Source organism: Myxococcus eversor, assembly GCF_010894455.1.
Lineage (GTDB): Bacteria > Myxococcota > Myxococcia > Myxococcales > Myxococcaceae > Myxococcus > Myxococcus eversor.
The window spans coordinates 62571-85654 of record NZ_JAAIXY010000028.1; the positions used below are offsets into that span (position 1 = coordinate 62571).

Here is a 23084-nt window from a genome sequence, read left to right on the forward strand (position 1 = left end):
GGGTTTGGCCTTGTCTCATATCTTGAGAAACCGAAGGCCGGGAAATGGACGTTCCCAGGTCGCCCGGTAGCTCCTTTGCTAGGTTGGGCGCACCCGCTCATGAAACGACTCCTCCTGTCCGTGGCCCTTGGGGTCAGTCTCCTCGTCGTGGTGCTGGTCGTCCGGACGCTGACGTTCCGCTCCCGGCAGGTGGTGCCGGAGCCAGCGACGGCGCTGACGGTGGACGCGGAGGCCCTGGCCTCGCGCCTGTCGGGGGCGCTGCGACTCAAGACGGTGGCCGCATCGGAGGGCACTCCCGCGGACGACGCGGCGTTCGAGGCCCTGCATTCCTACCTGCGAGAGCACTTCCCGCGCGTCCATGCCGAGCTGAAGCGCGAGCCGGTGGGGGCGCACTCGGTGCTCTACACGTGGCGGGGCACGGACGCCTCCCTGCGGCCGATGATGCTGCTGGGGCACCTGGACGTGGTGCCCGTGACGCCCGGCACGGAGGAGGCGTGGGCCCATCCCCCGTTCGACGGCGTGGTGGCGGACGGGTTCGTCTGGGGGCGCGGCGCGCTGGACGACAAGGGGAGCGTGCTGGCCCAGCTGGAAGCGGTGGAGGCGCTGCTGGCGGCGGGGGAGAAGCCCCGGCGCACGGTGCTGCTCGCGTTCGGCGCGGACGAAGAGGTCGGCGGCCAGGCGGGCGCGGTGGTCATCGCGAAGCTGCTCCAGGAGCGCGGCGTGCGGCTGGAGTCCGTGCTGGACGAGGGCGGCGTCATCACGTCCGGCACGGTGCCCGGCGTGAGCGCGCCGGTGGCGCTGGTGGGCACGTCCGAGAAGGGCTTCGTCAGCGTGGTGCTGACGGTGAAGGGGGAGGGCGGCCACTCGTCCATGCCGCCGCCGAGCACCGCGGTGGGCGTGCTGGCTTCCGCCGTGTCGAGGCTGGAGGCCGCGCCCATGTCCACGCGGCTCCAGGGTGGCAGCCGCGAGCTGTTCACCCGCGTGGGGCCGGAGATGCCGTTCGGCATGCGGCTGCTCTTCGCCAACCTCTGGCTCACCGAGCCGCTCGTGGTCTCCCAGCTCACCGCCAGGCCCACCACCAACGCGGCGGTGCGCACGACGACGGCCGTCACCGTGTTCCAGGGCGGCGTGAAGGACAACGTCCTGCCTCCGAGCGCCCGCGCGGTGGTGAACTTCCGCATCCTCCCGGGCGACAGCGTCGACAGCGTGCTCGCGCACGTGAAGGCCACCGTGGATGACGCGCGCGTGGAGGTGGGCACGCTGGACTTCCAGAGCGAGCCCTCGCCGGTGTCCCCCACCACTTCCGAATCCTGGCGCGAACTGGAGCGCTCGCTGCGCCAGGTGTTCCCCGAGGTCCTCGTGTCGCCGTACCTCAACGTGGCCGCCACCGACTCGCGGCACTTCGTGGGCTTGAGCGACAACGTCTACCGCTTCTTCCCCGTGCTACTTCAGCGCGAGGACCTGGCGCGCATCCACGGCAAGGACGAGCGCATCGCGGTGACGGCCTACGCGCAGGCCGTCCGCTTCTACGCCCAATACCTGCGAAACGCCGCGCGCTGAGACACCGCTTGAGACAGGCCCCCTGGCATCCAGGTCAGGGCGGCCGAGTCCGGGTCCGACACGTGCGCCATGGACGGGGATGTGGGTTTGAGACACGAAAACAGGTGATTCAGTCCGCTCTTCCTTCACATCTTCGCAATCCCCGCATTTTCACGGGTGGTGCGGGATGGTGGATGCGCAACCGCGTTGACACGCACCGCGTGCACTTCCAGCATCGGTGTCCATGGCGACCGTCCCCCCTGTTGGAACGCGGCTCGCGAGTCTCGTACTCGCCTCTCTTCTCTTCTCGATAATCGCATCCTCCTGCGGAGGCAGTGGCAGTGATGGCAAGCCCGACGGCGGTGGCGGTGGCCTCCCCGACGGTGGTGATGGCGGCGTCCTCTGTGACGGCGGCCCCTGTACGTCGGACCCCTGCGGAAACGGCACCCGCGAGACGGGTGAGGCGTGCGACGACAGCAACAAGGTGAGCGGTGACGGCTGCACCGCGACGTGCACCATCGAAGAGGGCTGGTCCTGCGAGGTCCCCGGTCAGGCCTGCGTCAAGCTGTTCGGCTGCGGCAACGGCAAGGTGGAGACCCCCGAGCAGTGTGATGACCGCAACGTGCTGTCCAACGACGGTTGCAGCGAGACGTGCACCATCGAGCCGGGCTGGAACTGCCCCTCCGTCGGCGGCCGGTGCCACGCCGCCAAGTGCAACGACGGCTACCGCGTCGGCGAGGAGGAGTGCGAGGACGGCAACGTCACCCCCAACGACGGCTGCTCGCCCACATGCAAGCTCGAGGAGGGCTGGAAGTGCCCCACGGTGGGCGCGGCCTGCGCGAAGACGACGTGTGGTGACACCGTCATCGAGGGCACCGAGGAGTGCGACGACGGCAACAAGGACATGGGCGATGGCTGCTCGCCCACGTGCAAGCGCGAGCCGCGCTGCGCCAATGGCGTGTGCCAGGCCACCTGCGGCGACGGCATCATCCTGCCCAACGACACCTCCGAGCAGTGTGACGACGGCAACGCCCGCTCGAACGACGGTTGCTCCTCCACGTGCAAGCTCGAGACGGGTTACGTGTGCCAGGTCATCCAGACGGAGCCGCCCACGACCATCGCGCTTCCCGCCGTCTTCCGCGACTTCCGCGGGGCTGACCTGCCGGCGAGGAACGGGTTTCCGGCGGGCCACATCGACTTCGAGAACGGGAACGGGTCCGAGAGGGGCATCGTGAAGACGAAGCTGGCCACGACGCTCGAGGGCAAGTCCTACCCGGGTGGCAAGCCCGAGTACGCCAAGACGGGGGTCACCTCCGGCACCACGCATGGCGCGGCGGCCTTCCACCAGTGGTACACGGATGCGCCCCAGTACAACAAGACCATCGTCGGGACGCTGGACATGGTGCGCCAGGGCAATGGCTCGTACGAGTTCGACCAGGGGCGGTTCTTCCCGTTGACCAACCACCCGGGGAGCTGGGTGGCCGCGGGCATGGAGAATCTGCGCGGCGACAACGGGAATCCCTCACAGCAGCACAACTTCAGCTTCACGAGCGAGGTGCGCTACTGGTTCCAGTACAAGGGCACCGAGGTGCTGAACTTCCGTGGCGATGACGACGTGTGGGTGTTCATCAACGGCACGCTCGCGCTGGACCTGGGCGGCGTCCATGGCGCCGAGAACGGCGAGGTCCGGGTGTCGAACCAGGCCACCGCGCTCGGTCTGACGGTGGGCGGCATCTACGAAGTCGTCGTGTTCCAGGCCGAGCGCCACACGTCGGCGTCGTCCTACCGGCTGACGCTCAACAACTTCGAGACCAAGCGCACCGTCTGCGCCGCCACGTGCGGCAACGGCGAGGTGGACACGGGCGAGGAGTGCGACGACATCATCAACGCCGGTGGCTACGGCCAGTGCGCGCCCGGCTGCGTGCTCGGCCCTCGCTGCGGCGATGGCAAGACGCAGTCGGAGGCTCCGGGCAACGAGGAGTGCGACGACGGCAACACCAACAGCAACGACGGCTGCAGCTCCACCTGCAAGGTGGAGATCGGCTGAGTCGTCTGTCGTGACGAGTCGCTCCTGGCCTCAAGCGCCAGGGGCGGCTCGGGCCCCGCCGCCGCGCGCCAGGGTGTGAGGCCCGGCGCGCGGTGGGGGCGAAGCGCAAGGCCCACGCGCTGGAGCCCGGCAGGTCCCCTGGTCCCCCTGGGAACGGGCGTGGCCCTGGGGTCCGGAAGACCGCGAAGGCGGACGAGTGGGCGTCTGGTATCTTCCGCGCGACTCCATGATGTCCCTGCTCCCGCCGCGCGTGTTGCTGCTGCTGTCCCTGGTCCTGGCCGCTCCGGCCAGCGCCGCCAGTGGAAAGAGCACCCAGCCCGCCGCCGACGAGGTCATGGGCATGCTGCGCAAGGTGGAGACGGGCCGGGTGCGCGGGACGCTGCGCGTGCTCGACAGTGATTTGGAGGAGCAGGGGCGGACCCGACCCCGGGACCTCATGCCGCGCGTCTATCGGGCATGGCTCACCTTCCCGGCGGACACCTGCTGGAACGAGTTGAAGGCCCTGTCCACGCTGGAGCCGGAGAACCCCTGGCCGCACCTGGGCATGGGGCTCATCTACATCCGCTGGGGCCTCTTGTCGGAGGCGAGAGGGCCGCTGGCCGCCGCGAAGCGGACGTCGCCCGACTTCGCGCCCGCGCTGTGGGGCGAGGCGCTGCTGCTCCAGGCGGAGGGCAAGCCCGAGGAGGCGGAGGCGCGCCTGCGCGAGTCGCTCTCCAGGCTGGACGCGCCCCAGGTGCGCACCGCGCTGGGGCTGTTGCTCGCGGCCAGTCCCGGCCGGGAGGCGGAGGCGCGCGCGGAGCTGTCGCGCTCCGTGGACGCGTGGCCGGAGCAACCCGAGGCGCTGCGCAAGCTGGCCTCGCTGGCCCAGGCGGCCAAGGACGTGCGCGCGGCGGCGTCGGCGGGAGAGAAGCTGGTCGCCCTCAAGCCCGCGGACAGAGAGGCCCACCGGCTCCAGGCGGACCTGTGGTTCGCCGCGTCCGAGAAGGACAAGGCCGCGCGCTCGCTGGAGCGGTACGTGGAGCTGGGGGGCGCGGAGCCCGGGGCCCTGGCGCTGCTCGCCCGTGTCTACGCGGAGCTGTCGCGGCCCGCGGACGAGGAGAAGGCCCTGGTCCGCCTCATCGACGTGGAGCTGAAGGACGCGCAGCCGCTCTTGCGACTGGCGGAGCTGACCGAGGCGCGGGGAGATGCCGCCGCCAGCGAGGGCTTCCTGGTGAAGGCGTCCGAGCGCGCGCCGGAGCGCTCCGACATCCACGTGCGCCGGGCCCGGCTGTGCATGAAGCAGGAGCGCTGGAAGGACGCGCTGGTGTCCTACCGCGCGGCGCTCGCGGCCCCGGAGCGGAAGGTGCCGGAGGCGGAAGGAGAGACGGCGGAGTTGGTGCGGCGCTTCCGCCTGCCCGCCACGCCGGCCAAGGGCGCGTCGGACAAAATCTACAACCGGGTGTCATTGGGCCTGGTGGCGCTCTACATGGAGCGCCTCAAGGAGTTGCCGGAGCTCAAGGGCAACCTCAAGCTCGGCGTCCAGGTGGACGCGTCCGGGAAGGCCACGCAGGTGAGCGTGCTCTACGACAGCCTGGGGGACCCCTTCATCGCGGGCCACGCGTACTTCGCGTTCCTGGACGCGCAGTACCCCCCCGGCCAGGACGAGCCCGTCTTCCAGTACGTCTTCCGGCCGCCGCCCAGGTAGCGGCGGCCGGCCGGAAGGACTCCGTCCCGCGTCACTCGCCGTCGGACGGGCCGCTGCCGCCGTAACCCCGTGCCTCGCCGTTCAGCTTCTCCCAGTCGCTCCGGGCCTGGCGCTCCACGCGAAGGCGCTCGTCCACCTGGCGCTGCGCCTCCTCCGTGTTGCGCTGGGCGTTGGCCACCGCGCTGGTGAACTCGGCCTCCGACAGCTCCTTGGCGCGCACGTCATCGCTGTTGCGCAGCGCCACCAGCTCGGCCTGACGCAGGCGCGCGTCGGCCAGCTCCAGCTCGCGCTGGCGCAAATCCTTGCGGGCCTTCTGCGTGTCAATGGCGCGCTGACGCCACAGGAGCTGGGCGTGAGCGGCCGCCTGCTTCGTCTCCGTGGTCTTCAGCTCGGACTGGGCTTGCGAGATGTTGGAGGCACGGCCGGTCGCCTGCGCGGCCTCGACGGCCGTCTTGTTCGCATCCGTGGAGAGCCTGGCGGCCTCTTCATTGCGCTCGGCGACCTTTTCCGCGCGCTCCGCGTCCTTCACGGCGACCTCCGCGCGCTTCACCTCGTCCTGGGCCTTGAGGCGCTCCGCCTGGGCGTTTCGCACGTCGCCGAGCTGCGACTCGGGCACCCGCGCCATCCAGGACTCGTCGACCTGCTGTTTGCTCGCGGAGCGCGATGAGCTGCATCCGCCGAGCACCAGGGCCGTCCCCAACACCACACCTGTCAGCACCTGACGCCTTCTGTTCTGGAACATGATTCCTCCTCACCTGTCGCGAGTCGTTGCGTTGCCTGCTCGACACGGTAGGCACTCAGCGGTGGTGAGGCAGACGGCACTGCTGTGTTGCGGATGTTCGATCCGCCAGGAGCCAGGCGATGGCCGTGTCGGTCTCCTGGAGGGCGGTACCTCGGGAGAGGGCTCGTTCGCCGGCCTGCTCTCCCCAAGCGTCGCGCGGGCTTCAGCGCTTCTCGAGGATGACCGCGTAGAACTCGATGCCGACGCCCTCGCGGTCCTCCTCGGTGATGTGGTTCAGCGGCAGGCCCAGGAACTCCCGCACCGTCATCACCCCGCCGGGGCCGGGCGTCCACGGGCCGCACAGGTCCAGGTACTCGCGCAGCGAGTAGAGCTGGAAGGACTCGCCCATCTTCTGGAACATGCCGACGAACTGCTCCCACTTCGGCGTGCTCAATCCCGGGGCCTTCGTCTCGAAGGTCGCGAAGAGCTTCGAGCCGGGCGCGGCCCAGTCATACAAGTCCTTGAAGAACTTCCGGTTCTCCTCCGAGGAGAGGAACACGGTGATGCCATTGGCGCCGAAGGCCACGCGCCGCTCTCCGTCGAGGAAGGCCTGCACGTCCGGGCGTTGCAGGTAGTCGCCCGCGGAGCGGATGTCGCATTCCAGGTAGCGCGTGTTCGGATTGTCCCCGAGCAGGTGCTTGCCGGTGGCGATGGTGAGCGGGTTGATGTCGCTGTAGAGCACCTTGGCCTTGGGCAGCACGGAGTGGACGTGGTCGCTCGTGGGCAGGCCGGACGCGAAGTCCACCCAGTGCCGGAAGCCGTCCGAGGACAGGCGCAGGGCGGCGGTGCGCAGGCAGCCGCGCAGCATGCGCAGCCACTTCCGGGTGGAGGGCACCAGCGAGAACATGAACTCCGCGGCCTGGCGGTCCACTTCGAAGTGGTGGGTGCCTCCCAGGGTGTAGTCGTAGATGCGGGCGGCGTCGGGCACGTGGGGGTTGACGCCAGGGATGCGAGCCAGCTCCGGGTTGTCCATGCTGTCTCCGTCGGGGTGTGTGCTGAGGGAAAGAGGGACGGCCTTCAGGGCCGCCAGACCTCGGAGGTCGTCTCCAGCGAGCCATCGGGCGCCACGCGCGTGGTGCCCGCGACCAGGTACGCGCCGTCGCCCAGCGGGACGACCAGGTGCCCGGCGCGGCCGACGGCGAGCGGCATCCCGGGGCTCCATCGCCCGGTGTCCGGACTCCACACCTCCACGTCGGTGGCTTCACCGTAGGGGTCCGAGCGCAGCCCACCGGACACCGCGGCCCGTCCGTCCGCGAGCGCGGTGAGCGTGAAGCTGGAGCGGGCGAGGCCGAGCGCGCCCGTCGCGGTCCACTGCTCGGTGCGCGGGTCGAAGAGTTCGGCGCTCGTGAGCACGGTGCCGTGGTTCCAGCCGCCCACGACGAGGATGCGTCCGTCGGACAAGGTGACGCCGGCGGCATCGTCCCGTTCCTCGGTGAGCGGATGGGGCGCGGTCCTCCACGTCCGGCCCGAGGGCTCCCAGACCTCGGTGCTCAGGTTGAGTGGGGGCGCCAGATGCTGGCCTTCGATGATGGCGAAGCCGAAGCCGTTGTCGCGTCCACCGGCGATGATGATTCGCCCTCCGCTCACGCACACGGGGCCGGTGTGGAAGATGCGAACCGTCTGGCCCGCGGGCTCCCACGCCGTGGCGCCGGGGCGCAGCATCTCCGCGCGCGTTCCCCGCTCCAGGTCATGGTCATGGTCCGAGCCCAGCACCACCACGGTGCCGTCCGGCAGCACGTGCGCGACGGGGTTCGAGCGCGCCGCCAGCAGCGTCGGACCCGGAACGAAGCGCCGGGTGTCCGGTTCCCAGAAGAGGGTGCTGTCCAGCTCCGGGCGCGGGTTGTCCCTGCCGCCGATGAGCAGCACGCGGCCGTCCGGCAGCGCCACCGCGGCGTGGTCCTGCCGGGGCTCGGGCAGCGCGGGCACTTCCAGCCACTCCTCCCGCGAGGTGTCCCAGAACGCCGCGCCCGCGGAGGTCCGGGGCGTGGAGCCACCGCCGTCCTTGTGCCAGCCCTGTCCCCCCGCGAGCAGCGCCCCGCCGGCGACGGCCGTCAGGCTGAACCCGTCGAGCCAGAGGCCGGAGTAGGGGACGCGCCTGCGCGCGGTGGAGGGTGGTTTCACGGTCATGGCGCCATCGTATTCCGGCCCCGCCCCTGGGCGCTCCAGGGCGGGGGAGGTCTCCGGTGACCTGGAGGCGAGGTGGCACGGGAGGCTGGCGGGGCTCGGAGTCACAACCTGGGAGGGTGGGCGAGGCGTGGGTGCCCTGGGCAAAGGCTTGTCTCTCGAGCATGTCTGGTGATTCTCTGGCCGTTCGAGCCGTGCCGGGAGGGGGAGCCGACGTGGATGTCTGGGGTTGTCAGCTCGGGGCCTTCCCAGCGCGCCGGGGCTCGTGACAGGAATTGCAAGACTCGTTGTCTGGAGCAGGGGGACTCATGCAAAACAGTGGGAGAAGTGTGTCTGGCCTCATGGCGTGGTGCGGGGTGTTGTGCGCGATGTGGCTGGTGGGGTGCACCGAGCGCGGTGCGAGTGACAGCGCGGCGCGGCTCGCGTCGTCGCGCGCGGCGGAAGGGGTCGCCCGCCAGGGCACGGTGCTCGCGGGGCGGAATCACACGCTGGCGCTGCGCTCGGATGGGACGGTGTGGGCGTGGGGTGGCAACACCTTCGGGCAATTGGGCCATGGCACCATGCGCCCCCGGCCCACGCCGGTGCGGGTGTGGCGGCTCTTCAACATCAGCGCCATTGGAGCGGGTGAGCAGCACTCGCTGGCCTTGAAGGCGGACGGGACGGTGTGGTCCTGGGGCTGGAACAACAACGGCCAGCTCGGGGATGGCGGCCTCGTCTCGCGCGCGGTGCCCGCGGCCGTGTCGGGGCTGACGAACGTGGTGTCCATCGCGGCCGGCTTCTCCCACTCGCTGGTGCTCAAGTCGGACGGCACCGTCTGGGCCTGGGGCCTCAACTCAGCGGGACAGCTGGGGGATGGGACGACGACGCGACGGCTGTCACCCGTCCAGGTGCAGGGCCTGTCCGGCGTGGTGGCGATTGCCGCGGGCAACGTGCACTCGCTGGCGCTCACGGCGGACGGGCGACTGTGGACGTGGGGCGGCAACGTGGATGGCCAGCTCGGCACCGGGACTCTGGTGGGCCGCACGCTGCCCGGGTTCCTGTCCGGCATGTCGGGCGTGACGGCGCTGTCGGGCGGAGGCTCGCACTCGGTGGTGCTGAAGAACGACGGCACGGTGTGGAGCTGGGGGAAGAACGACGAGGGACAGCTCGGTCTGGGCTCCACGACGGCGAGCCTCGTCCCCACGCAGGTGCCGGGGCTGACGGGCGTGGCGGCGGTGGTGGGCGGCGGACAGCACTCGGTGGCGCTGAAGGTGGATGGCACGGTGTGGGCCTGGGGCAGCAACCAGCGCGCGCAACTGGGTGACGGGACGCAGACGCAAAGGCTGTCACCTTTCCAGGTGCCGGGCCTCACGCAGGTCAAGGGCGTGTCGGCGGGAGGCGGGCAGCACTCCGTCGCGGTGAAGGCGAACGGCGACTTGTGGGCCTGGGGCTCGAACACCGAGGGCCAGTGCGGAGATGGCTCGTATCTGATGAAGCTCGTGCCCACGTTGACGCGAGGGCTGTTGGACCGGGTGGAAGTCTCGGAGCACTACTCCCATTCCGTGGCGACGAAGGTGGATGGGACCTCCTGGGGCTGGGGGGCCAATGGAGAAGGTCAGCTCGGGGATGGCACGCTCACCAGCCGCTGGGCGCCAGTCCAATCCACGGGGCTGTCCCAGGTGGGTTCGCTCTCCGCGGGCTTCTCGCACATCGTCGCGCTCCAGGAGGATGGAAAGCTGTGGACCTGGGGTGGCAATGGTTGGGGCGCGCTGGGTGACGGGACGACGACGTCTCGCACCGTGCCGGCGCTGGTGCCCGGGCCCGTGGTGGCCATGTCGGCGGCGGCGGGCGGCAGGCATACCCTGGCGGTGAAGACAGACGGCTCGGTCTGGGCCTGGGGTGAGAACGCCTTCGGTCAGCTCGGAGATGGGACCCAGGTGACACGCACCTCGCCCGTGCGAATCGCGGGCGTGGATGGCGTGGTGTCCGTCGTCGCGGGCACCTCTCATTCCGTCGCGCTGAAGGCGGATGGCACCGTCTGGAGGTGGGGCTACAACGACACGCCCGAACTGGACGACGTCACGGGGACGGAGTTGCTCGTGCCCACGCAGGTGGCGGGGCTCACGGACGTGGTGGCCGTGGGCGCCGGGCTCTGCCATTCGCTGGCCTTGAAGGCGGATGGCACCGTCTGGTCCTGGGGGAACAATGACAATGGCCAGCTGGGTGACGGCTCCTTCACGTCCCGGCTGGTGCCCGCCCAGGTGCCAGGGTTGACGGGCGTGGTGTCCCTGGGCGGCGGTGGGTTGCAGTCGGGGGCCTTGAAGGCGGATGGCTCGGTCTGGCTCTGGGGCGCGAATGGTGGCGGGCAGCTGGGCGGAGGCATCTCCGCGTCGCGCGCCGTGCCCACTCAGGTGGTGGGCCTCACGGGGGTGCGCACGCTGGCGGTGGGCGGGACGCACTCGCTGGCGGTCAAGGACGACGGCACCGTGTGGGCCTGGGGAAGGAACACGACGGGGCAGATTGGCGACGGGAATCAGAACCGCCTGTCGATTCCGGCGCGTGCCACGAGCATCACCGTCCGCTCCGTGGAGGCGGGACTGGCGCACTCCCTGGGAGTGACGTTGGACGGGCGGGTCCAGGCGTGGGGGGCCAACGGCGCGGGACAATTGGGCGATGGCACCGTGACGTCGAGGCCGTTGCCCGTCTTCGTGTCGGGGCTCACGAACGTCGTGGGCGTCTCGGCGGGACACGGGCACTCGCTGGCGGTGAAGGCGGACGGCACCGTCTGGGCCTGGGGCTCGAACGACATGGGAAAGCTCGGCGACGGGACGACCACGGCGCGTCTGGTTCCGGTGCAGGTGACAGCCCTCTCGAATGCCCTGGCGGTGTCGGCGGGGGCGCAGCACTCGCTGGCGCTCCTGGGCGACGGCACGGTGTGGGCCTGGGGCTCGAATGCTTCGGGGCAGTTGGGGGATGGCACCTCCGTCACTCGCACCACGCCAGTGCAGGTCTCGGGGGTGGCCGAGGCGTCCTCCATCTCCGCGGGCAACAACTACTCGCTGGCCCTGGATGTCTACGGAATGGTGCTCTCGTGGGGCAACAACTCGCAAGGACAGCTGGGGACCGGAAACTCCACGCCTCGGAACTACGGCGACTACGTGGAGGAGATGAACTCCGTCGTCGGCATCGCCGCCGGAGAGACGCATGCGCTGGCCCTGCGCACGGATGGAACGCTCTGGTCCTGGGGCACCAATACCTACGGAGAGGCGGGCACGGGCCAGGCGGGGTTCAGCAACGAGTGGCCCGTGAAGGTGAAGACGCAAGCGGGCGCGGTGTCCCTGGCGGCGGGCGCCAACTACAGTGTCGCGGTGCTGGCGGGAGGCTCGGTCTGGTCCTGGGGGCGCAATCACCTGGGCCAGTTGGGGGATGGGAGCACCGTCACGCAGCGGCTGTTGCCCGTGAATGTCCCCGGCCTCGCCGCGCTGTCCGTCACCGCGGGCACCGCGCACGTGCATGCCATTCGAGGAGACAGGGGTGTGTGGTCCTGGGGTGACAGCAGCTCGGGGCAGCTCGGGACGGGCCTGTCTCCTGTCCGGGTGTTACCCGTGAGGGTCTGGTAGCGCGGCGTTGTGAGTGGAAGTCCTCGTCGTCGTCGGGCTGTCTGAAAAGGGGTGTGCCATGGGCCGTGTCGCGAGACGTGTGTCTGGAATCCCGCTGTCGTGGCTTTTGTGCGTGGTGTGGCTGGCGGGGTGCGCGGAGCCGGGCGACTTCGAGCAGGCCGGGTTGAGTTCCAGGCGCGCCGCGGAGGGCGCCTCGCGGCAGGGCACGGTGCTGGCGGGCCGTCACCACACCCTGGTGTTGAAGTCGGACGGGACGGTGTGGTCCTGGGGTGGCAATACCTTCGGGCAGCTCGGCACGGGGTCCACCGACGCGAATCCGATGCCCGCCCGGGTGTGGCGGCTGTTCAGCATCAGCGCCATTGGCGCCGGAGAGATGCATTCGCTGGCGCTGAAGTCGGACGGGACGGTGTGGGCCTGGGGTTCCAATACCAATGGCCAGCTCGGAGACGGGAGCACCACGTCGCGCTCGGTGCCGGTGCAGGTGCCGGGGCTGGCGAACGTGGTGTCCATCGCGGCCGGGTTCTCCCACTCCATGGTGTTGAAGGCGGACGGCACTGTCTGGGCCTGGGGGCTCAACGCCGCGGGACAGCTGGGCGATGGGACGATGGTGCGACGACTGTCACCCGTGCAGGTGCAGGGACTCTCGGGCGTGAAGGAGATTGCCGCGGGCAACGTGCACTCGCTGGCGCTCACGGCGATGGGGCGGCTGTGGACGTGGGGCGGCAACGTGGACGGCCAGCTTGGCACGGGCACCGTCACGGGCCGCTCCCTGCCCGGCGCGCTGGAGGGGATGTCGGGCGTGACGGCGATGTCGGGCGGAGGCTCCCACTCGGTGGTGTTGAAGGAAGACGGGACGGTGTGGAGCTGGGGGAAGAACGACGAGGGACAGCTCGGTCTGGGCACCACGACGACCCGCCTCGTTCCCACGCAGGTGCCAGGGCTGACAGGCGTGGCGGCGGTGGTGGGCGGAGGCCAGCACTCGGTGGCGCTGAAGTCGAACGGGACGGTGTGGGCCTGGGGCAGCAACGTGCGAGCGCAGTTGGGGGATGGAACGCAGACGCAAAGGCTGTCGCCGTTCCAGGTGCCGGGCCTCACGGAGATGAGAGGCGTCTCGGCGGGAGGGGGGCAGCACTCGGTGGCGGTGAGTGGCACCGGAGAGGTGTGGACCTGGGGCGCGAACACCGAGGGGCAGTGCGGGGATGGGTCCTATCTGATGAAGCTCACGCCCATGTTGACGCGGGGGTTGTTGGAGCGGGCGGAGGTCTCCGCCGGAGGACATCATTCCCTGGCCATCAAGGCGGATGGCACGGCGTGGGCCTGGGGCTCGAATGACCAGTCGCAGCTCGGAGACGGGACGGTCGTGGCGCGCTGGCAGCCCGTCCAGGTCTCCACGCTGACGCAGGTGGCGACCGTGGCGGCGGGGACCTTCCACTCGGTGGCGCTCAAGGAGAACGGCTCGGTGTGGAGCTGGGGCTCGAACAGTTGGGGCGCGCTGGGAGACGGGACGAACGTCACCCGGAACCGGCCGGTCAAGGTGGCTACGCTCACCGCGAAGGCCGTGGCGGTGGGGGCCTTTCATTCCCTGGCATTGAGCACGGATGGCTCGGTCTGGGCGTGGGGAGACAATGAGCTGGGACAGCTCGGGGATGGAAACCCCCCGTTCCTGTCCCGGACGGCGCCTGTCCGAGCGCAGGGCCTGGACGGTGTCGTGGCGCTGTCGGCGGGCGTGGAGCACTCGCTGGCGTTGAAGGCGGACGGCACCGTGTGGGTCTGGGGCCGGCAGGACACGTGTGAGGACATCGAGGAGTTGGGCCGGCTGGTATGGGTTCCGGAGCAGGTGCTCGGGCTGACGGAGGTGGTGGCGGTGGGCGCGGGTGTCTGTCATTCGCTGGCGTTGAAGGCGGACGGCACCGTGTGGGCCTGGGGAAGCAATGCGAAGGGCCAACTGGGGGATGGCACCTTCACGGCGCGACTGGCTCCGGCGCGGGTGCCGGGGCTGACGGGCGTAGTGGAGTTGTCCGTGGGCCCCGAGACCGTCCTGGTGCGGAAGGCCGATGGCACGGTGTGGGGCTGGGGGGACAATGCGCGAGGGCAGGTGGGGGGCGGTGCCTCGGCGGCGCGGACGACTCCCGTTCAGGTGCCCGCGCTCACCGGCGCCAGGGCGGTGTCGGCGGGTGCCCAGCATGCCCTGGCGGTGCGGGACACCGCGACGGTCTGGGCCTGGGGCTCCAATGCGGAGGGCCAGGTGGGAGATGGGGTGGTGAACTGGCAGGTGCTGCCGGTGCTCTCGGGGCTCGCGGCCTCACGAGGCCTGTCCACGGCGTATCAGTTCTCACTCGGCATCGCGCTGGATGGGACGGTCCAGGGCGCCGGGGCGAACGGCTCCGGACAGCTGGGGGATGGGAGCGTGGTGAATCGCGCGACGCCCGTGGCCTCGGTGGGGCTCACCGGGTGTCGAGCGATTGCCGGAGGGCAGGGGCACGCGCTGGCGCTCAAGACGGACGGGCGCCTCTACGCGTGGGGCTCGAATCAGGAGGGCGAGCTGGGGGACGGGACGACGGTGTCCCGGGCGCTGCCCATGTTGATTCCGTCGCCAGCGGGAGTGATGTCCATCGCGGTGGGAAGCCGGCACTCGCTGGCCCTGCTGGGAGACGGGACGGTCCAGTCCTGGGGCTCCAACCTCCAGGGTCAACTGGGGGATGCGACGACGGTGTCTCGAATCGTGCCGGTCCGCGTCCAGGGGCTGACGGGCGTGTCGGCGATTTCGGCGGGCGAGGGCTTCTCGCTGGCGCTCAAGCACGATGGCACCGTGTGGGGCTGGGGGAACAACTCCCTGGGACAGTTGGGAGATGGGACGACGGCGCGACAGTCGGTGGCGGTGCAGACGCAGGGGCTCACGGGCGTGACAGCCATCTCCGCCGGGCGCACGCATGCGCTGGCGTTGAAGGGAGATGGCACGCTCTGGAGCTGGGGTTCCAATACGTATGGTGAGCTGGGGGATGGCACCCAGGTGCGCAAGCTGTTGCCCGTGCAGGTGAACGCGGTGACAGCGGTTGTCACCATGGACGCTGGGGAGCATCACAGCCTCGCCGTGACGACGGGCGGCAAGGTCTGGTCCTGGGGCAGCAACCAGCATGGACAGCTTGGCAGTGGCGTGAAGTCCAACTGGCGGCTGTTGCCGGCGCAGGTGGCGGGGCTGACGGGCGCGGTGTCCGTGGGAGCCGGAGGCGAGCATTCCTTCGCGGTGCTCTCGGACCGGAGTGTCTGGGGGTGGGGCAACAGCAGTCAGGGGCAGTTGGGCACGGGCCTCTCCGACGTTCGCGCGGCGCCCGTGCAGGTCTGGTAGCGCTGGGAGTCAACCCCACCCGTGACGACGCTGGCGGCTCTTCAGCCAGCGTCGTCAGAGGTGGGGCGTGTCGTCCTCAGCCCGGCGTCGGAGTGTCCCGACGCCGTCGGTTCAGCACGAGCAACAGCAACATCAGCAGGGCTCCGCCCGGTGCGCCGGACTGCCGACAGCCGCAGCCGTCGTCGCTCTCGTCAGCAGGTGCCTTGGCGGGCAGCACCTCCAGCGACAGGGGCGCCGCGTCGACTCCACCGAAGCGCGTGTCGCCACTGTACGCCGCGCTCAAGGTGTACTTCCCCGGAGCGAGCGTCGCGAGCGCATGCGTCGCCTCGCGTCCTTGCAGGGTGACGACCTTGAGAACCTCGGTGCCGTTGAAGAACGTCACCGTCCCCGTGGGCTCGCCCTGGCCGCCCACCACGCGCGCGGTGACGGACACGGCGTCGCCCGCGTACGTGGGATTGGCCGAGGCCTGGAGCTGGAGCGTGGCCTCCTGGAAGTCGGAGGAGCGAGCGACGGCCACGGTGTAGCTCCGACTCGCCGAGCAACGCCCTCCATCCGTCGCCGTCAGCGTGAAGGGGAAGCTGCCCGGCTGCGTGGGCATGCCCGTGAGGACTCCGTCGCGAAGCTGGAGCCCTCGGGGCAGGGCCCCGTCGATGACGAACGTCGTGGTGCCCTCGCCGCCCTCATGCACGAACGCCGTCTCCGCGAAGACCTGTCCGGTGGTGCCCGCCGCCAGGCCGGTGGGGCTCAGCGACATGGGCGGGCAAGCGACGGAGAGCGTGAAGTCACGCGAGGCCGTGCAGCCGTTTCCATCCGTCACCGTCACACTGAAGGGATAGTCGCCGCCCTCCTCGGGAGTGCCCGAGAAGACGCCGCCCTCCAACCGGAAGCCCCGAGGCAACGTGCCCGACACCGTCGAGGTGACGCTGCCCATCGCTCCCAGGACACCGAGCTGCATGGGCGCGAAGACTCCGCCCCGGGGAAGTCCCGGCAGCGCCGCGGCCTCCAGCGAGACGGCTCCGGCGGGACACGTCGACGCGGAGACCCCCGCCATCCGGTTGTCGCCGAAGGACAGGACGGTGCCCGTGCCGATGAGCCGCGTGCTGGCGAGCACGTTGGCGTCCACGGCGGTCCGCGACAGCCGCAGCAACGTCTGACTCCCGCTCCCCACCGAGGCCGCATGCAGGCCCACGCCATTGTGTGTGAGCCGGGCCCGCTCCACGTTGAGCGAGGCCTTGCCGCCATCTTCCGTCTGCGCCCAGATGCCGGCCTCGGTGTTGTCGGACGCCGTCAGCTGAGACACCGTCGCCGTGCTACCCGCACCGAGCCAGAGCCCCTGACGGTTGCCGGAGAGCGTGCCGCGCGAGATGAAGGCCGTCACGGCTCCAGCGGTGCCGCCCACCCGGACGCCCGCGTTTCCGTTGCCGGAGACCACGACATCGTCGAGGAAGAGCTGGCCACCCGCGGCGGGCGCGAAGCGGATGCCGTCCTGCTGGAAGCCACGGACTTGTGAGCGCTCGACATGCAGCGCCTTGCCGCTGTTGAACACGATGCCTGTCGTTCCAAGCGTGGGCCCGCTCCCGTTCACGGAGAGCCGGCGCAACACCACCACGTCCTGGGCGCCCGCGTTGATGGTGATGCCCTGGGTGCCGGAGGCGAGCACCTTGCCTCCATCCAGTCCGCCATCAATCGTGATGGCCTTGGTGATGACCAACGCGCCGAAGGAGCCTGGATCCATCGCATCGATTTCTCCGCCCGCGGCCGTCTTGGAGATGGCCCCCGCGAAGGTCTTGCACGGCGCGGTGCGGGAACACGGATTCGCGTCGTCGCCCACGCCCGACACCCAGGTGCGGGTGGCCTGGGCCAGCGCGGGAGTGGACGCGCAGAGCGCGGCCACGAGGATGCAGCGCAAGTGGACCCCCATCGCGCGGCTCAATTCTGCGGCAGCGTGGTGGAGGGGGAGCCATCCGTGCCGTTGCCCGCGGCGACGCGATTGTTCCCGAACGAGCCGACCGGGCCGTCCAGCCCCAGGCCGGTGTTGTGGCCCACCGTCGTGTCGGAGATGCGCACCTGCGCCGGAGCCTCCGCCTTGATGCCGACACCGTTCTGCGCCACCACGGCCCGCTCCAGGGTGACCTGCGCCCCACCCACCGCCAGGATGCCCTGCTCGGAGTGGCCCACCACCGTCGTGTCATTCACCGTGACGCGCGCGCCGTTCAGCGCGTGGAGGCCGATGAGGCCGGACGCAATCTGGCTGTTTCCAATCACAGCCCCGCCGCTCGCCACCTGGATGCCGCCCGAGGTGTCGCCGGCGTTCGTTGGCGCCTTCATGGTCGCGCCGTTGACCGTGGTGTTGCGCACGACGAGCTGCACGGCCCCCGCGGAGGGCAGCACGTTGATGCCCGAGTTGATGAATCCCTGAATCGTGCAGTTCTCCAGCAGCACCTTGCCCGCCGCGAGGATTCGGATGGCGTCCAGCCCCGTGGTGCCGCCGTTCAGGGCGACGTTCCTCAGGATGACGGTGGCGCCCGCCGCGTTCACGACCACGCCATTCGTCCCCGAAAAGAGGATGCCTCCGGCGTAGGGCCCGCCATCAATCGTGATGGACTTGGTGATGGTCACCGCGCCGTAGCCACCCGGATCCATGGCGTCGATCTCCCCGCCCGCGGCCGTCTTGGAGATGGCCCCCGCGTACGTCTTGCACGGCGCGGTGCGGGAGCACGGGTTCACGTCATCTCCCACGCCAGAGACCCAGGTGCGGGTCGCCTGCGCGGAGGCGGAGGACCCCAGCAACACACACAGCAGGGCGGGAAGCGCGAACAAACCCGTCGCGCGAGAACGAACAGAGCCAGGAGTGGACATGGTGAGCCACGCTACCTCGCTCGTGTTCCGTCCACGAACGACGCAAGTCCGTGATTCACCCCGAGACGGCCTGAGTCCTTCGGTCTTCAGATTCTTCACGGTGTTTCAGCCTTTCCCATGAAAGCTGAATGCACCGAGGAGGTGTTTCAGCCTTCGCACGAGGCTGAACGCACCCGGGAGAAAAGCTTCGCCCGGGGGCGCCCGCCAGCATGCGAGCGTCCCCGGGATTCTCTCCAGACGGACTACTTCGTCTTGTTGTACTCGCGGCTGGCGATGACGCCCTGCACTTCGGCCAGGGCGCGGGCGCCGGAGGCGGACTCGAGCGCCTTCTCCGCGATGGTCTGCACCTGGCGCTTGGCATCCGCCAGCTCCGACTGGAGCGCCTGGATGGCCTGGGCCTGCTTGGTGCTCGTGTCCTTGAGCGAGGCAATCTCCATGCTGGCCACGCGCTGCGCCGTCTCCGCGTCCTTCGTGGCGAGCGTGAGCTTCAAATCCCACTCCGACTTCACGCGGTTGCCGACAATGGCCGCCGCCGTGTCCGCTTCCTTCTTCAGCACGGCGGGGAACTCCGACACCTGCTTGCGCAGGTCCTCCAACTCCTTCTCGCGCAGCTTCAGTGCGTCCTCACGCGCGGCCCAGTCCTTCTCTACCTTCTCCTTGCGATCTCTCTCGGCCGCGGACTGCACGCGCAGGCTCTCCACGAACGCGTCCTGCTCCTTCTTGCGCTGGTTCTGGACGTCGTAGGCGTACTGCTCCTCGGCCCGCTGGCGCGCCACCTTGGCGAGCTCGTGCTCGACGGCGTGCTGCTGGGCGAACTTCGCGCGCGCGTCGGCGATGTCCTTGTTCATCTGCTCCGTCTCCGCATGGAGCTCCGCCTTGCGCTTGTCATACTCGGCCACGAGCACGTCCACGGCGCTGGCCGCCACGTCCTTGCCGTGCAGCTCCGACAGCTCATCCGTCTTGAGCTGGATGGCCTCGTCCAACTGCTTCATCTCCTCCACCAGCGAGATGACCTGCTCGTTGATGCCCGCGAGCGTCTTGTTGATGGTGAGGCCCGCCTCGGTGACTTTCTTCACCGCGGACTCAGCGGACAGGGTGGCGACGTCCGTCAACACGTTCTTGGCGTGGGTGTCCCGGGCCTCCTGCTCCTTGGCGGGGACGACAGGCTTGTTGCGAGCCTTGCGCGCCAGGTCCTCGAAGGCGGCCTTGGTGGACTCCGAGGAGCGGTTGCGGGCGGCGGACTTGCGGGAAGCGGACTTGCGGGTGGCCATGTGACTCTCCAGGTAGGGCACGGCCAGGCGGGCCGGGGCGGCTCGCGAATGACGTGCGGGTTTCGTGGGATTCGTGGTCCCCTTTCCGGGCGACCATGAGAGAAGAATACCCGTGGGGTCTGACACTGCCTGGCTGGGTTCCAGGCCTCCGGACGGGCCCGGAAACGGGCCTCCTGGGGGCCGGAAAGCCACGCCGGGCTTGTCCTTCGGGCCGGCGCGCGGCTAACTCGCCCCCCGAATCCGCTCAAGGGAGAGCGTCAATGCAGGTCGTCAGTGTGAAGCAGGTCCTCGCCGGCGCGGTGGAGGCAGGGACGAAGGTGGAGGTCCGTGGCTGGGTGCGCACCCGGCGCGACTCGAAGGCGGGCATCAGCTTCGTCAATGTCAGCGATGGCTCGGTGTTCGACCCCCTCCAGGTGGTCGCCCCCAATTCGCTGCCCAACTACGAGAAGGAGATCCTCCACCTCACCGCGGGCTGCTCCGTCGTGTGCCGCGGCACGTTGGTGAAGTCCCAGGGCAAGGGGCAGGCCTTCGAGGTCCAGGCCGAAGAGGTCCAGGTGCTGGGCTTCGTGGACGACCCGGACACGTACCCGATTCAGCCCAAGCAGCACACGCTGGAGTTCCTGCGCGACGTGGCGCACCTGCGCGTTCGCACCAACACGTTCAGCTCGATTACGCGCGTGCGTCACCGGGCGGCGCAGGCCGTCCACCGCTTCTTCGACCAGGAGGGGTTCTTCTGGGTCAACACGCCCATCATCACCGCGAGCGACGCGGAGGGCGCCGGGCAGATGTTCCGCGTGTCCACGCTGGACACCGTCAATCCGCCCCGCACGCCGGAAGGCAAGATTGACTGGCACAAGGACTTCTTCGGCAAGGAGGCGTACCTCACCGTCTCCGGCCAGCTCAACGTGGAGGCCTACGCCATGGCCATGTCGAAGGTGTACACCTTCGGCCCCACGTTCCGCGCGGAGAACTCCAACACCACGCGCCACCTGGCCGAGTTCTGGATGATTGAGCCGGAGATCGCCTTCGCGGACCTGAACGCGGACGCGGACCTGGCCGAGCGCTTCCTCAAGTTCGTCTTCAAGGCGGTGCTGGAGGACTGCGGCCCCGACTTCAAGTTCTTCGAGGAGCGCGTGCAGAAGGGCGTCACGGAGCGGCTGGAGAAGTTCATCCACTCCAGCTTCGAGCGCCTGACGTACACGGAGGCGATTGAAATCCTCAAGAAGGCGAAGAAGAAGTTCGAGTACGCGCCGGAGTGGGGCAAGGACCTTCAGACAGAGCACGAGCGCTACCTGTCCGAGGAGCACGTGGGGAGGCCCGTGGTGGTGATGAACTACCCGGAGGAGATCAAGGCCTTCTACATGCGCATCAACGAGGACGGGAAGACGGTGGCGGCCATGGACGTGCTGGCCCCCGGCATCGGCGAAATCATCGGCGGCAGCCAGCGCGAGGAGCGGCTGGACGTGCTCGACGCGCGCATGAAGCGCTTCGGCTTGGATCCGGCCCACTACGGCTGGTACCGGGACCTGCGCCGCTACGGCACGGTGCCGCACGCGGGCTTCGGGCTCGGCTTCGAGCGGCTCATCGTCTACATGTGCGGCCTGCAGAACATCCGCGACGCCATTCCCTACCCGCGCGTTCCGGGCTGGGCGCAGTTCTAGTCGGGTGGAGCGACCGGGCGCCCGGGCCGGTGACGCGTATGACGGCCATGAGGTGCTCGATGCTCCAGAGTCTCAATGCCGGTGGGTGGAGTCGCTCCGCCCGCCGGTTCTTTCTTGCCCCGCTCGTGGGCCTGCTGTTGTCGTCGTGCTCGGAGACTCCTGCTTCCTGTGGCGTGGCCTGTGCGCCGCCGGACGCGACGCTGGAGGACGTCCCCTGACGCACTCGGGCGACGGGGGGGCAGACGGCGTCGATGACGTTTGGCGGGCTCGTCGTCGACCTGCGCTGACGCTTCGGGCCCGCCTTCCTCGTCACGGAAGCTGGGACTGGAGCGCGGGCCAGCGGGTGCGGACCCACTGGCGCACGTACGCGAGCTCCTCCTCGTAGGTGAGGAAGTCGGTGCGCTGGTACCAGGCGGGGAAGTTGCCTTCGCCCACGGTGCCGGGCGCGCCCATGGCGCGATACTCGAGCTGCCAGCGGGCCCAGTCGCGCTTGGCGACGGCGGACGTCTCCTTCTCGTAGGTGTCGATGAGGGCGAGCACGGCCTCCATCTTCAGCTCGTCGCGCAGCAGCGCCTGGTAGCGCTGGCGCATGGGCCCCGCGAAGGTGGGGTCCGCGAGCAGCCGCGCGAAGATGCGGTTGTTCCCGGTGAAGTTGGAGCGCGTCGTCGGCGAGGTGCGCGTGGTGTCGAAGTTCTGGCCGAAGCTCGCGTCCAAATCCCACGGGATGAAGCGCCACGGGCCCTGCGTCTTCGGGTCATACGCGTGATAGGCGTTCTTCGAGTGGGAGTCCGTCCCGAGGATGAGCGAGTTGAAGATCCACCAGTCCTCGTAGTCCCGCTGACGGGTGCGCCGCGGGAAGCTGGTGCGGAACGTGGCGTCGTCGGAGTCCGCCACGAAGGTGATGAAGGCCTCCAGCGTGTCCCATGCGTGGGGCTGGCCCATCTCCGGCTCGCCGACCTTCTTCTCGAAGCCCTCGCGCAGCGACGCCTTGGGCTCGCCGTTCTTGCGGATGCGGGAGAAGTTGGCGTCGTTCTCCACGGCCTTGAACAGGTCCGAGTCCTTGTCCATGCCGTTCTCCGCCATCATCCGCTTGTGGGGCAGGTCCGCCGCCGTATAGAGGCCGAGGTAGCGGTTGTTGGCATAGAGCACCGCGCTGAAGGTCCGCACGCGGATGTGCTCGGGTGACATCTTGCTCCAGAGGTCGAACGCGAGCCGCGTGCGCACGTAGGAGTTGTCATTGAACGTGGTGACGAGCGCCACGCGCTTCTTCTTGAGGAAGCCGTCGCCGAAGACGGGCTCGTTGAAGAGGTCCTCGTCGGGGAATTCCAGCGTGAAGCTGCGCTTGGGGAAGGCCCCGGACGTGGCGCCCCGGTACTTGGCTTCGATGTTGTAGGTGCGGCCCCGGTAGATGAGCTGCGCGGGCTTGTCGCTGCCGGACGTGAGGGGCGGCGTGTAGATGAGGTGGAAGACGGGCAGCCCGTACTCTTCGGTGTACGTCTTCGGGTCGACGATTTTGACGTTGCCCGGGGCGCCGTCGTTCTCCGCGACACCCACCTTGAGGATGCCCGTCTCGTTGCTGGTGTGCTCGCGAAGGACGAGGTTCCACACGGCGGCCTGGTCCCTGCCGGGCGTCCAGCGCAGGGTGGCGGTGGCCTCGTCGAAGGCCGCGCCGGGCGGAAGGTTGTCCACGCTGAAGCGAAGCCCCGTGCTGGTGTTCCCGGTGGAGCACGTCACGGTGGCCGTCACGAGCTGGCCCTCCGTCAGCCACCGCGTCTCGCCCGCGGTGGGCGCGCAGACGGTGGGCGCGGAGCCGGCATCCGGAGGACCCGCGTCCGGAGGGGTCGGCTCACCTGCGTCGGGCACGCCCGCGTCTGGACGCTCCTGGGGAGTCGTGGGGTCCGGGTCGGGTCCGTTTCCCGACGGTCCAGGCACCTCGTCCGGAAGCTCACCCCCGGGTCCAGTGGAGGTGCCACCCCCACAGGCCACCGTCAGACAAACGACACACGCCAGCACGCCTCGAGACAAGCTTCTTCCGGCCACCGTGTTGCTCCCCCGCGTCCACCCGCCCATGTCGGAGCGGAAGAGATAGGCATCCAGGGAAGCGCTGACAGGCCCCGCCCCTTGTAGGTGTCGGCTCATGGACGCGAGGGGTGCTATCCCTGCCTGGAGGTGT

Annotated in this window: 14 protein-coding genes; 7 read left to right on the forward strand and 7 right to left on the reverse strand. The window is 69.5% G+C overall.

Annotated features, from left to right (window positions below; genetic code table 11):
- Positions 1-99 precede the first annotated feature (99 nt).
- From G4D83_RS40185 to G4D83_RS40195, 3 genes are all read left to right on the forward strand, one after another.
- Positions 100-1560 (forward strand): M20 family peptidase, encoded by a 1461-nt coding sequence (locus G4D83_RS40185; RefSeq protein WP_163870236.1) that lies wholly within the window; start codon positions 100-102, stop codon positions 1558-1560.
- Between the two features lie 223 nt (positions 1561-1783).
- Positions 1784-3586 carry a DUF4215 domain-containing protein gene (locus G4D83_RS40190; protein WP_163870237.1) on the forward strand — a complete coding sequence of 601 codons (1803 nt, stop codon included), beginning with the start codon at positions 1784-1786 and terminating at the stop codon, positions 3584-3586.
- A gap of 226 nt (positions 3587-3812) precedes the next feature.
- On the forward strand, positions 3813-5270 hold the full coding sequence (locus G4D83_RS40195) for a hypothetical protein (protein ID WP_205522840.1): 1458 nt from the start codon (positions 3813-3815) through the stop codon (positions 5268-5270).
- 31 nt (positions 5271-5301) lie between these two features.
- Here the strand turns inward: G4D83_RS40195 and G4D83_RS40200 are convergent, their stop codons facing one another.
- The 3 genes from G4D83_RS40200 to G4D83_RS40210 form a co-directional block, all read right to left on the reverse strand.
- Positions 5302-6012 carry a hypothetical protein gene (locus tag G4D83_RS40200; protein ID WP_205522841.1) on the reverse strand — a complete coding sequence of 237 codons (711 nt, stop codon included), beginning with the start codon at positions 6010-6012 and terminating at the stop codon, positions 5302-5304.
- A gap of 202 nt (positions 6013-6214) precedes the next feature.
- Complete coding sequence (locus G4D83_RS40205; protein WP_163870238.1) at positions 6215-7024, reverse strand: SAM-dependent methyltransferase; 810 nt, start codon at positions 7022-7024, stop codon at positions 6215-6217.
- A 44-nt stretch (positions 7025-7068) separates the two neighbouring features.
- Positions 7069-8178, reverse strand: coding sequence for a Kelch repeat-containing protein (locus tag G4D83_RS40210; protein ID WP_163870239.1), 1110 nt, complete (start codon positions 8176-8178; stop codon positions 7069-7071).
- A 338-nt stretch (positions 8179-8516) separates the two neighbouring features.
- On the opposite strand from G4D83_RS40210, the gene G4D83_RS40215 reads away from it, so the two are divergent.
- Complete coding sequence (locus tag G4D83_RS40215; protein WP_163870240.1) at positions 8517-11774, forward strand: RCC1 domain-containing protein; 3258 nt, start codon at positions 8517-8519, stop codon at positions 11772-11774.
- A 58-nt stretch (positions 11775-11832) separates the two neighbouring features.
- Positions 11833-15120, forward strand: a complete 3288-nt coding sequence (locus G4D83_RS40220; protein ID WP_240357087.1) for an RCC1 domain-containing protein — start codon at positions 11833-11835, stop codon at positions 15118-15120.
- A gap of 76 nt (positions 15121-15196) precedes the next feature.
- Here the strand turns inward: G4D83_RS40220 and G4D83_RS40225 are convergent, their stop codons facing one another.
- The 3 genes from G4D83_RS40225 to G4D83_RS40235 all read right to left on the reverse strand — a co-directional run bounded on the left by G4D83_RS40225 (position 15197) and on the right by G4D83_RS40235 (position 19250).
- Positions 15197-17041 (reverse strand): putative Ig domain-containing protein, encoded by a 1845-nt coding sequence (locus tag G4D83_RS40225; RefSeq protein WP_163870241.1) that lies wholly within the window; start codon positions 17039-17041, stop codon positions 15197-15199.
- A gap of 8 nt (positions 17042-17049) precedes the next feature.
- A complete protein-coding gene (locus tag G4D83_RS40230) occupies positions 17050-17979 on the reverse strand; it encodes a right-handed parallel beta-helix repeat-containing protein (RefSeq protein ID WP_163870242.1) in 930 nt (309 codons plus the stop codon).
- Positions 17980-18221: 242 nt separating this feature from the next.
- A complete protein-coding gene (locus G4D83_RS40235; protein WP_163870243.1) occupies positions 18222-19250 on the reverse strand; it encodes a coiled-coil domain-containing protein in 1029 nt (342 codons plus the stop codon).
- A 260-nt stretch (positions 19251-19510) separates the two neighbouring features.
- Here G4D83_RS40235 and asnS point away from each other — a divergent pair, with 260 nt between their 5' ends.
- Together asnS and G4D83_RS40245 are read left to right on the forward strand one after the other, a co-directional pair.
- Positions 19511-20911: an asparagine--tRNA ligase gene (asnS, locus tag G4D83_RS40240; protein WP_163870244.1), complete on the forward strand. Its 1401-nt coding sequence runs from the start codon at positions 19511-19513 to the stop codon at positions 20909-20911.
- A gap of 59 nt (positions 20912-20970) precedes the next feature.
- The gene (locus G4D83_RS40245) at positions 20971-21129 is read left to right on the forward strand and encodes a hypothetical protein (protein WP_163870245.1); all 159 of its coding nucleotides are present in this window, start codon (positions 20971-20973) and stop codon (positions 21127-21129) included.
- A 91-nt stretch (positions 21130-21220) separates the two neighbouring features.
- On the opposite strand, the gene G4D83_RS40250 is transcribed toward G4D83_RS40245, so the two are convergent.
- Entirely contained in the window at positions 21221-22981 is a 1761-nt protein-coding gene (locus G4D83_RS40250) for a CotH kinase family protein (protein ID WP_163870297.1), read from the reverse strand.
- Positions 22982-23084: the final 103 nt, after the last annotated feature.

What these genes read in the sequence shown, in the direction of transcription:
- G4D83_RS40185 (WP_163870236.1), top strand. Translation starts at nt 100, where the DNA reads ATGAAACGACTCCTCCTGTCCGTGGCCCTTGGGGTCAGTCTCCTCGTC.
- G4D83_RS40200 (WP_205522841.1), bottom strand. Translation starts at nt 6,012, where the DNA reads ATGTTCCAGAACAGAAGGCGTCAGGTGCTGACAGGTGTGGTGTTGGGG.
- G4D83_RS40235 (WP_163870243.1), bottom strand. Translation starts at nt 19,250, where the DNA reads ATGGCCACCCGCAAGTCCGCTTCCCGCAAGTCCGCCGCCCGCAACCGC.
- G4D83_RS40230 (WP_163870242.1), bottom strand. Translation starts at nt 17,979, where the DNA reads ATGTCCACTCCTGGCTCTGTTCGTTCTCGCGCGACGGGTTTGTTCGCG.
- G4D83_RS40220 (WP_240357087.1), top strand. Translation starts at nt 11,833, where the DNA reads ATGGGCCGTGTCGCGAGACGTGTGTCTGGAATCCCGCTGTCGTGGCTT.
- G4D83_RS40250 (WP_163870297.1), bottom strand. Translation starts at nt 22,981, where the DNA reads ATGGGCGGGTGGACGCGGGGGAGCAACACGGTGGCCGGAAGAAGCTTG.
- G4D83_RS40195 (WP_205522840.1), top strand. Translation starts at nt 3,813, where the DNA reads ATGATGTCCCTGCTCCCGCCGCGCGTGTTGCTGCTGCTGTCCCTGGTC.
- asnS (WP_163870244.1), top strand. Translation starts at nt 19,511, where the DNA reads ATGCAGGTCGTCAGTGTGAAGCAGGTCCTCGCCGGCGCGGTGGAGGCA.
- G4D83_RS40190 (WP_163870237.1), top strand. Translation starts at nt 1,784, where the DNA reads ATGGCGACCGTCCCCCCTGTTGGAACGCGGCTCGCGAGTCTCGTACTC.
- G4D83_RS40210 (WP_163870239.1), bottom strand. Translation starts at nt 8,178, where the DNA reads ATGACCGTGAAACCACCCTCCACCGCGCGCAGGCGCGTCCCCTACTCC.
- G4D83_RS40245 (WP_163870245.1), top strand. Translation starts at nt 20,971, where the DNA reads ATGCTCCAGAGTCTCAATGCCGGTGGGTGGAGTCGCTCCGCCCGCCGG.
- G4D83_RS40225 (WP_163870241.1), bottom strand. Translation starts at nt 17,041, where the DNA reads ATGGGGGTCCACTTGCGCTGCATCCTCGTGGCCGCGCTCTGCGCGTCC.
- G4D83_RS40205 (WP_163870238.1), bottom strand. Translation starts at nt 7,024, where the DNA reads ATGGACAACCCGGAGCTGGCTCGCATCCCTGGCGTCAACCCCCACGTG.
- G4D83_RS40215 (WP_163870240.1), top strand. Translation starts at nt 8,517, where the DNA reads ATGGCGTGGTGCGGGGTGTTGTGCGCGATGTGGCTGGTGGGGTGCACC.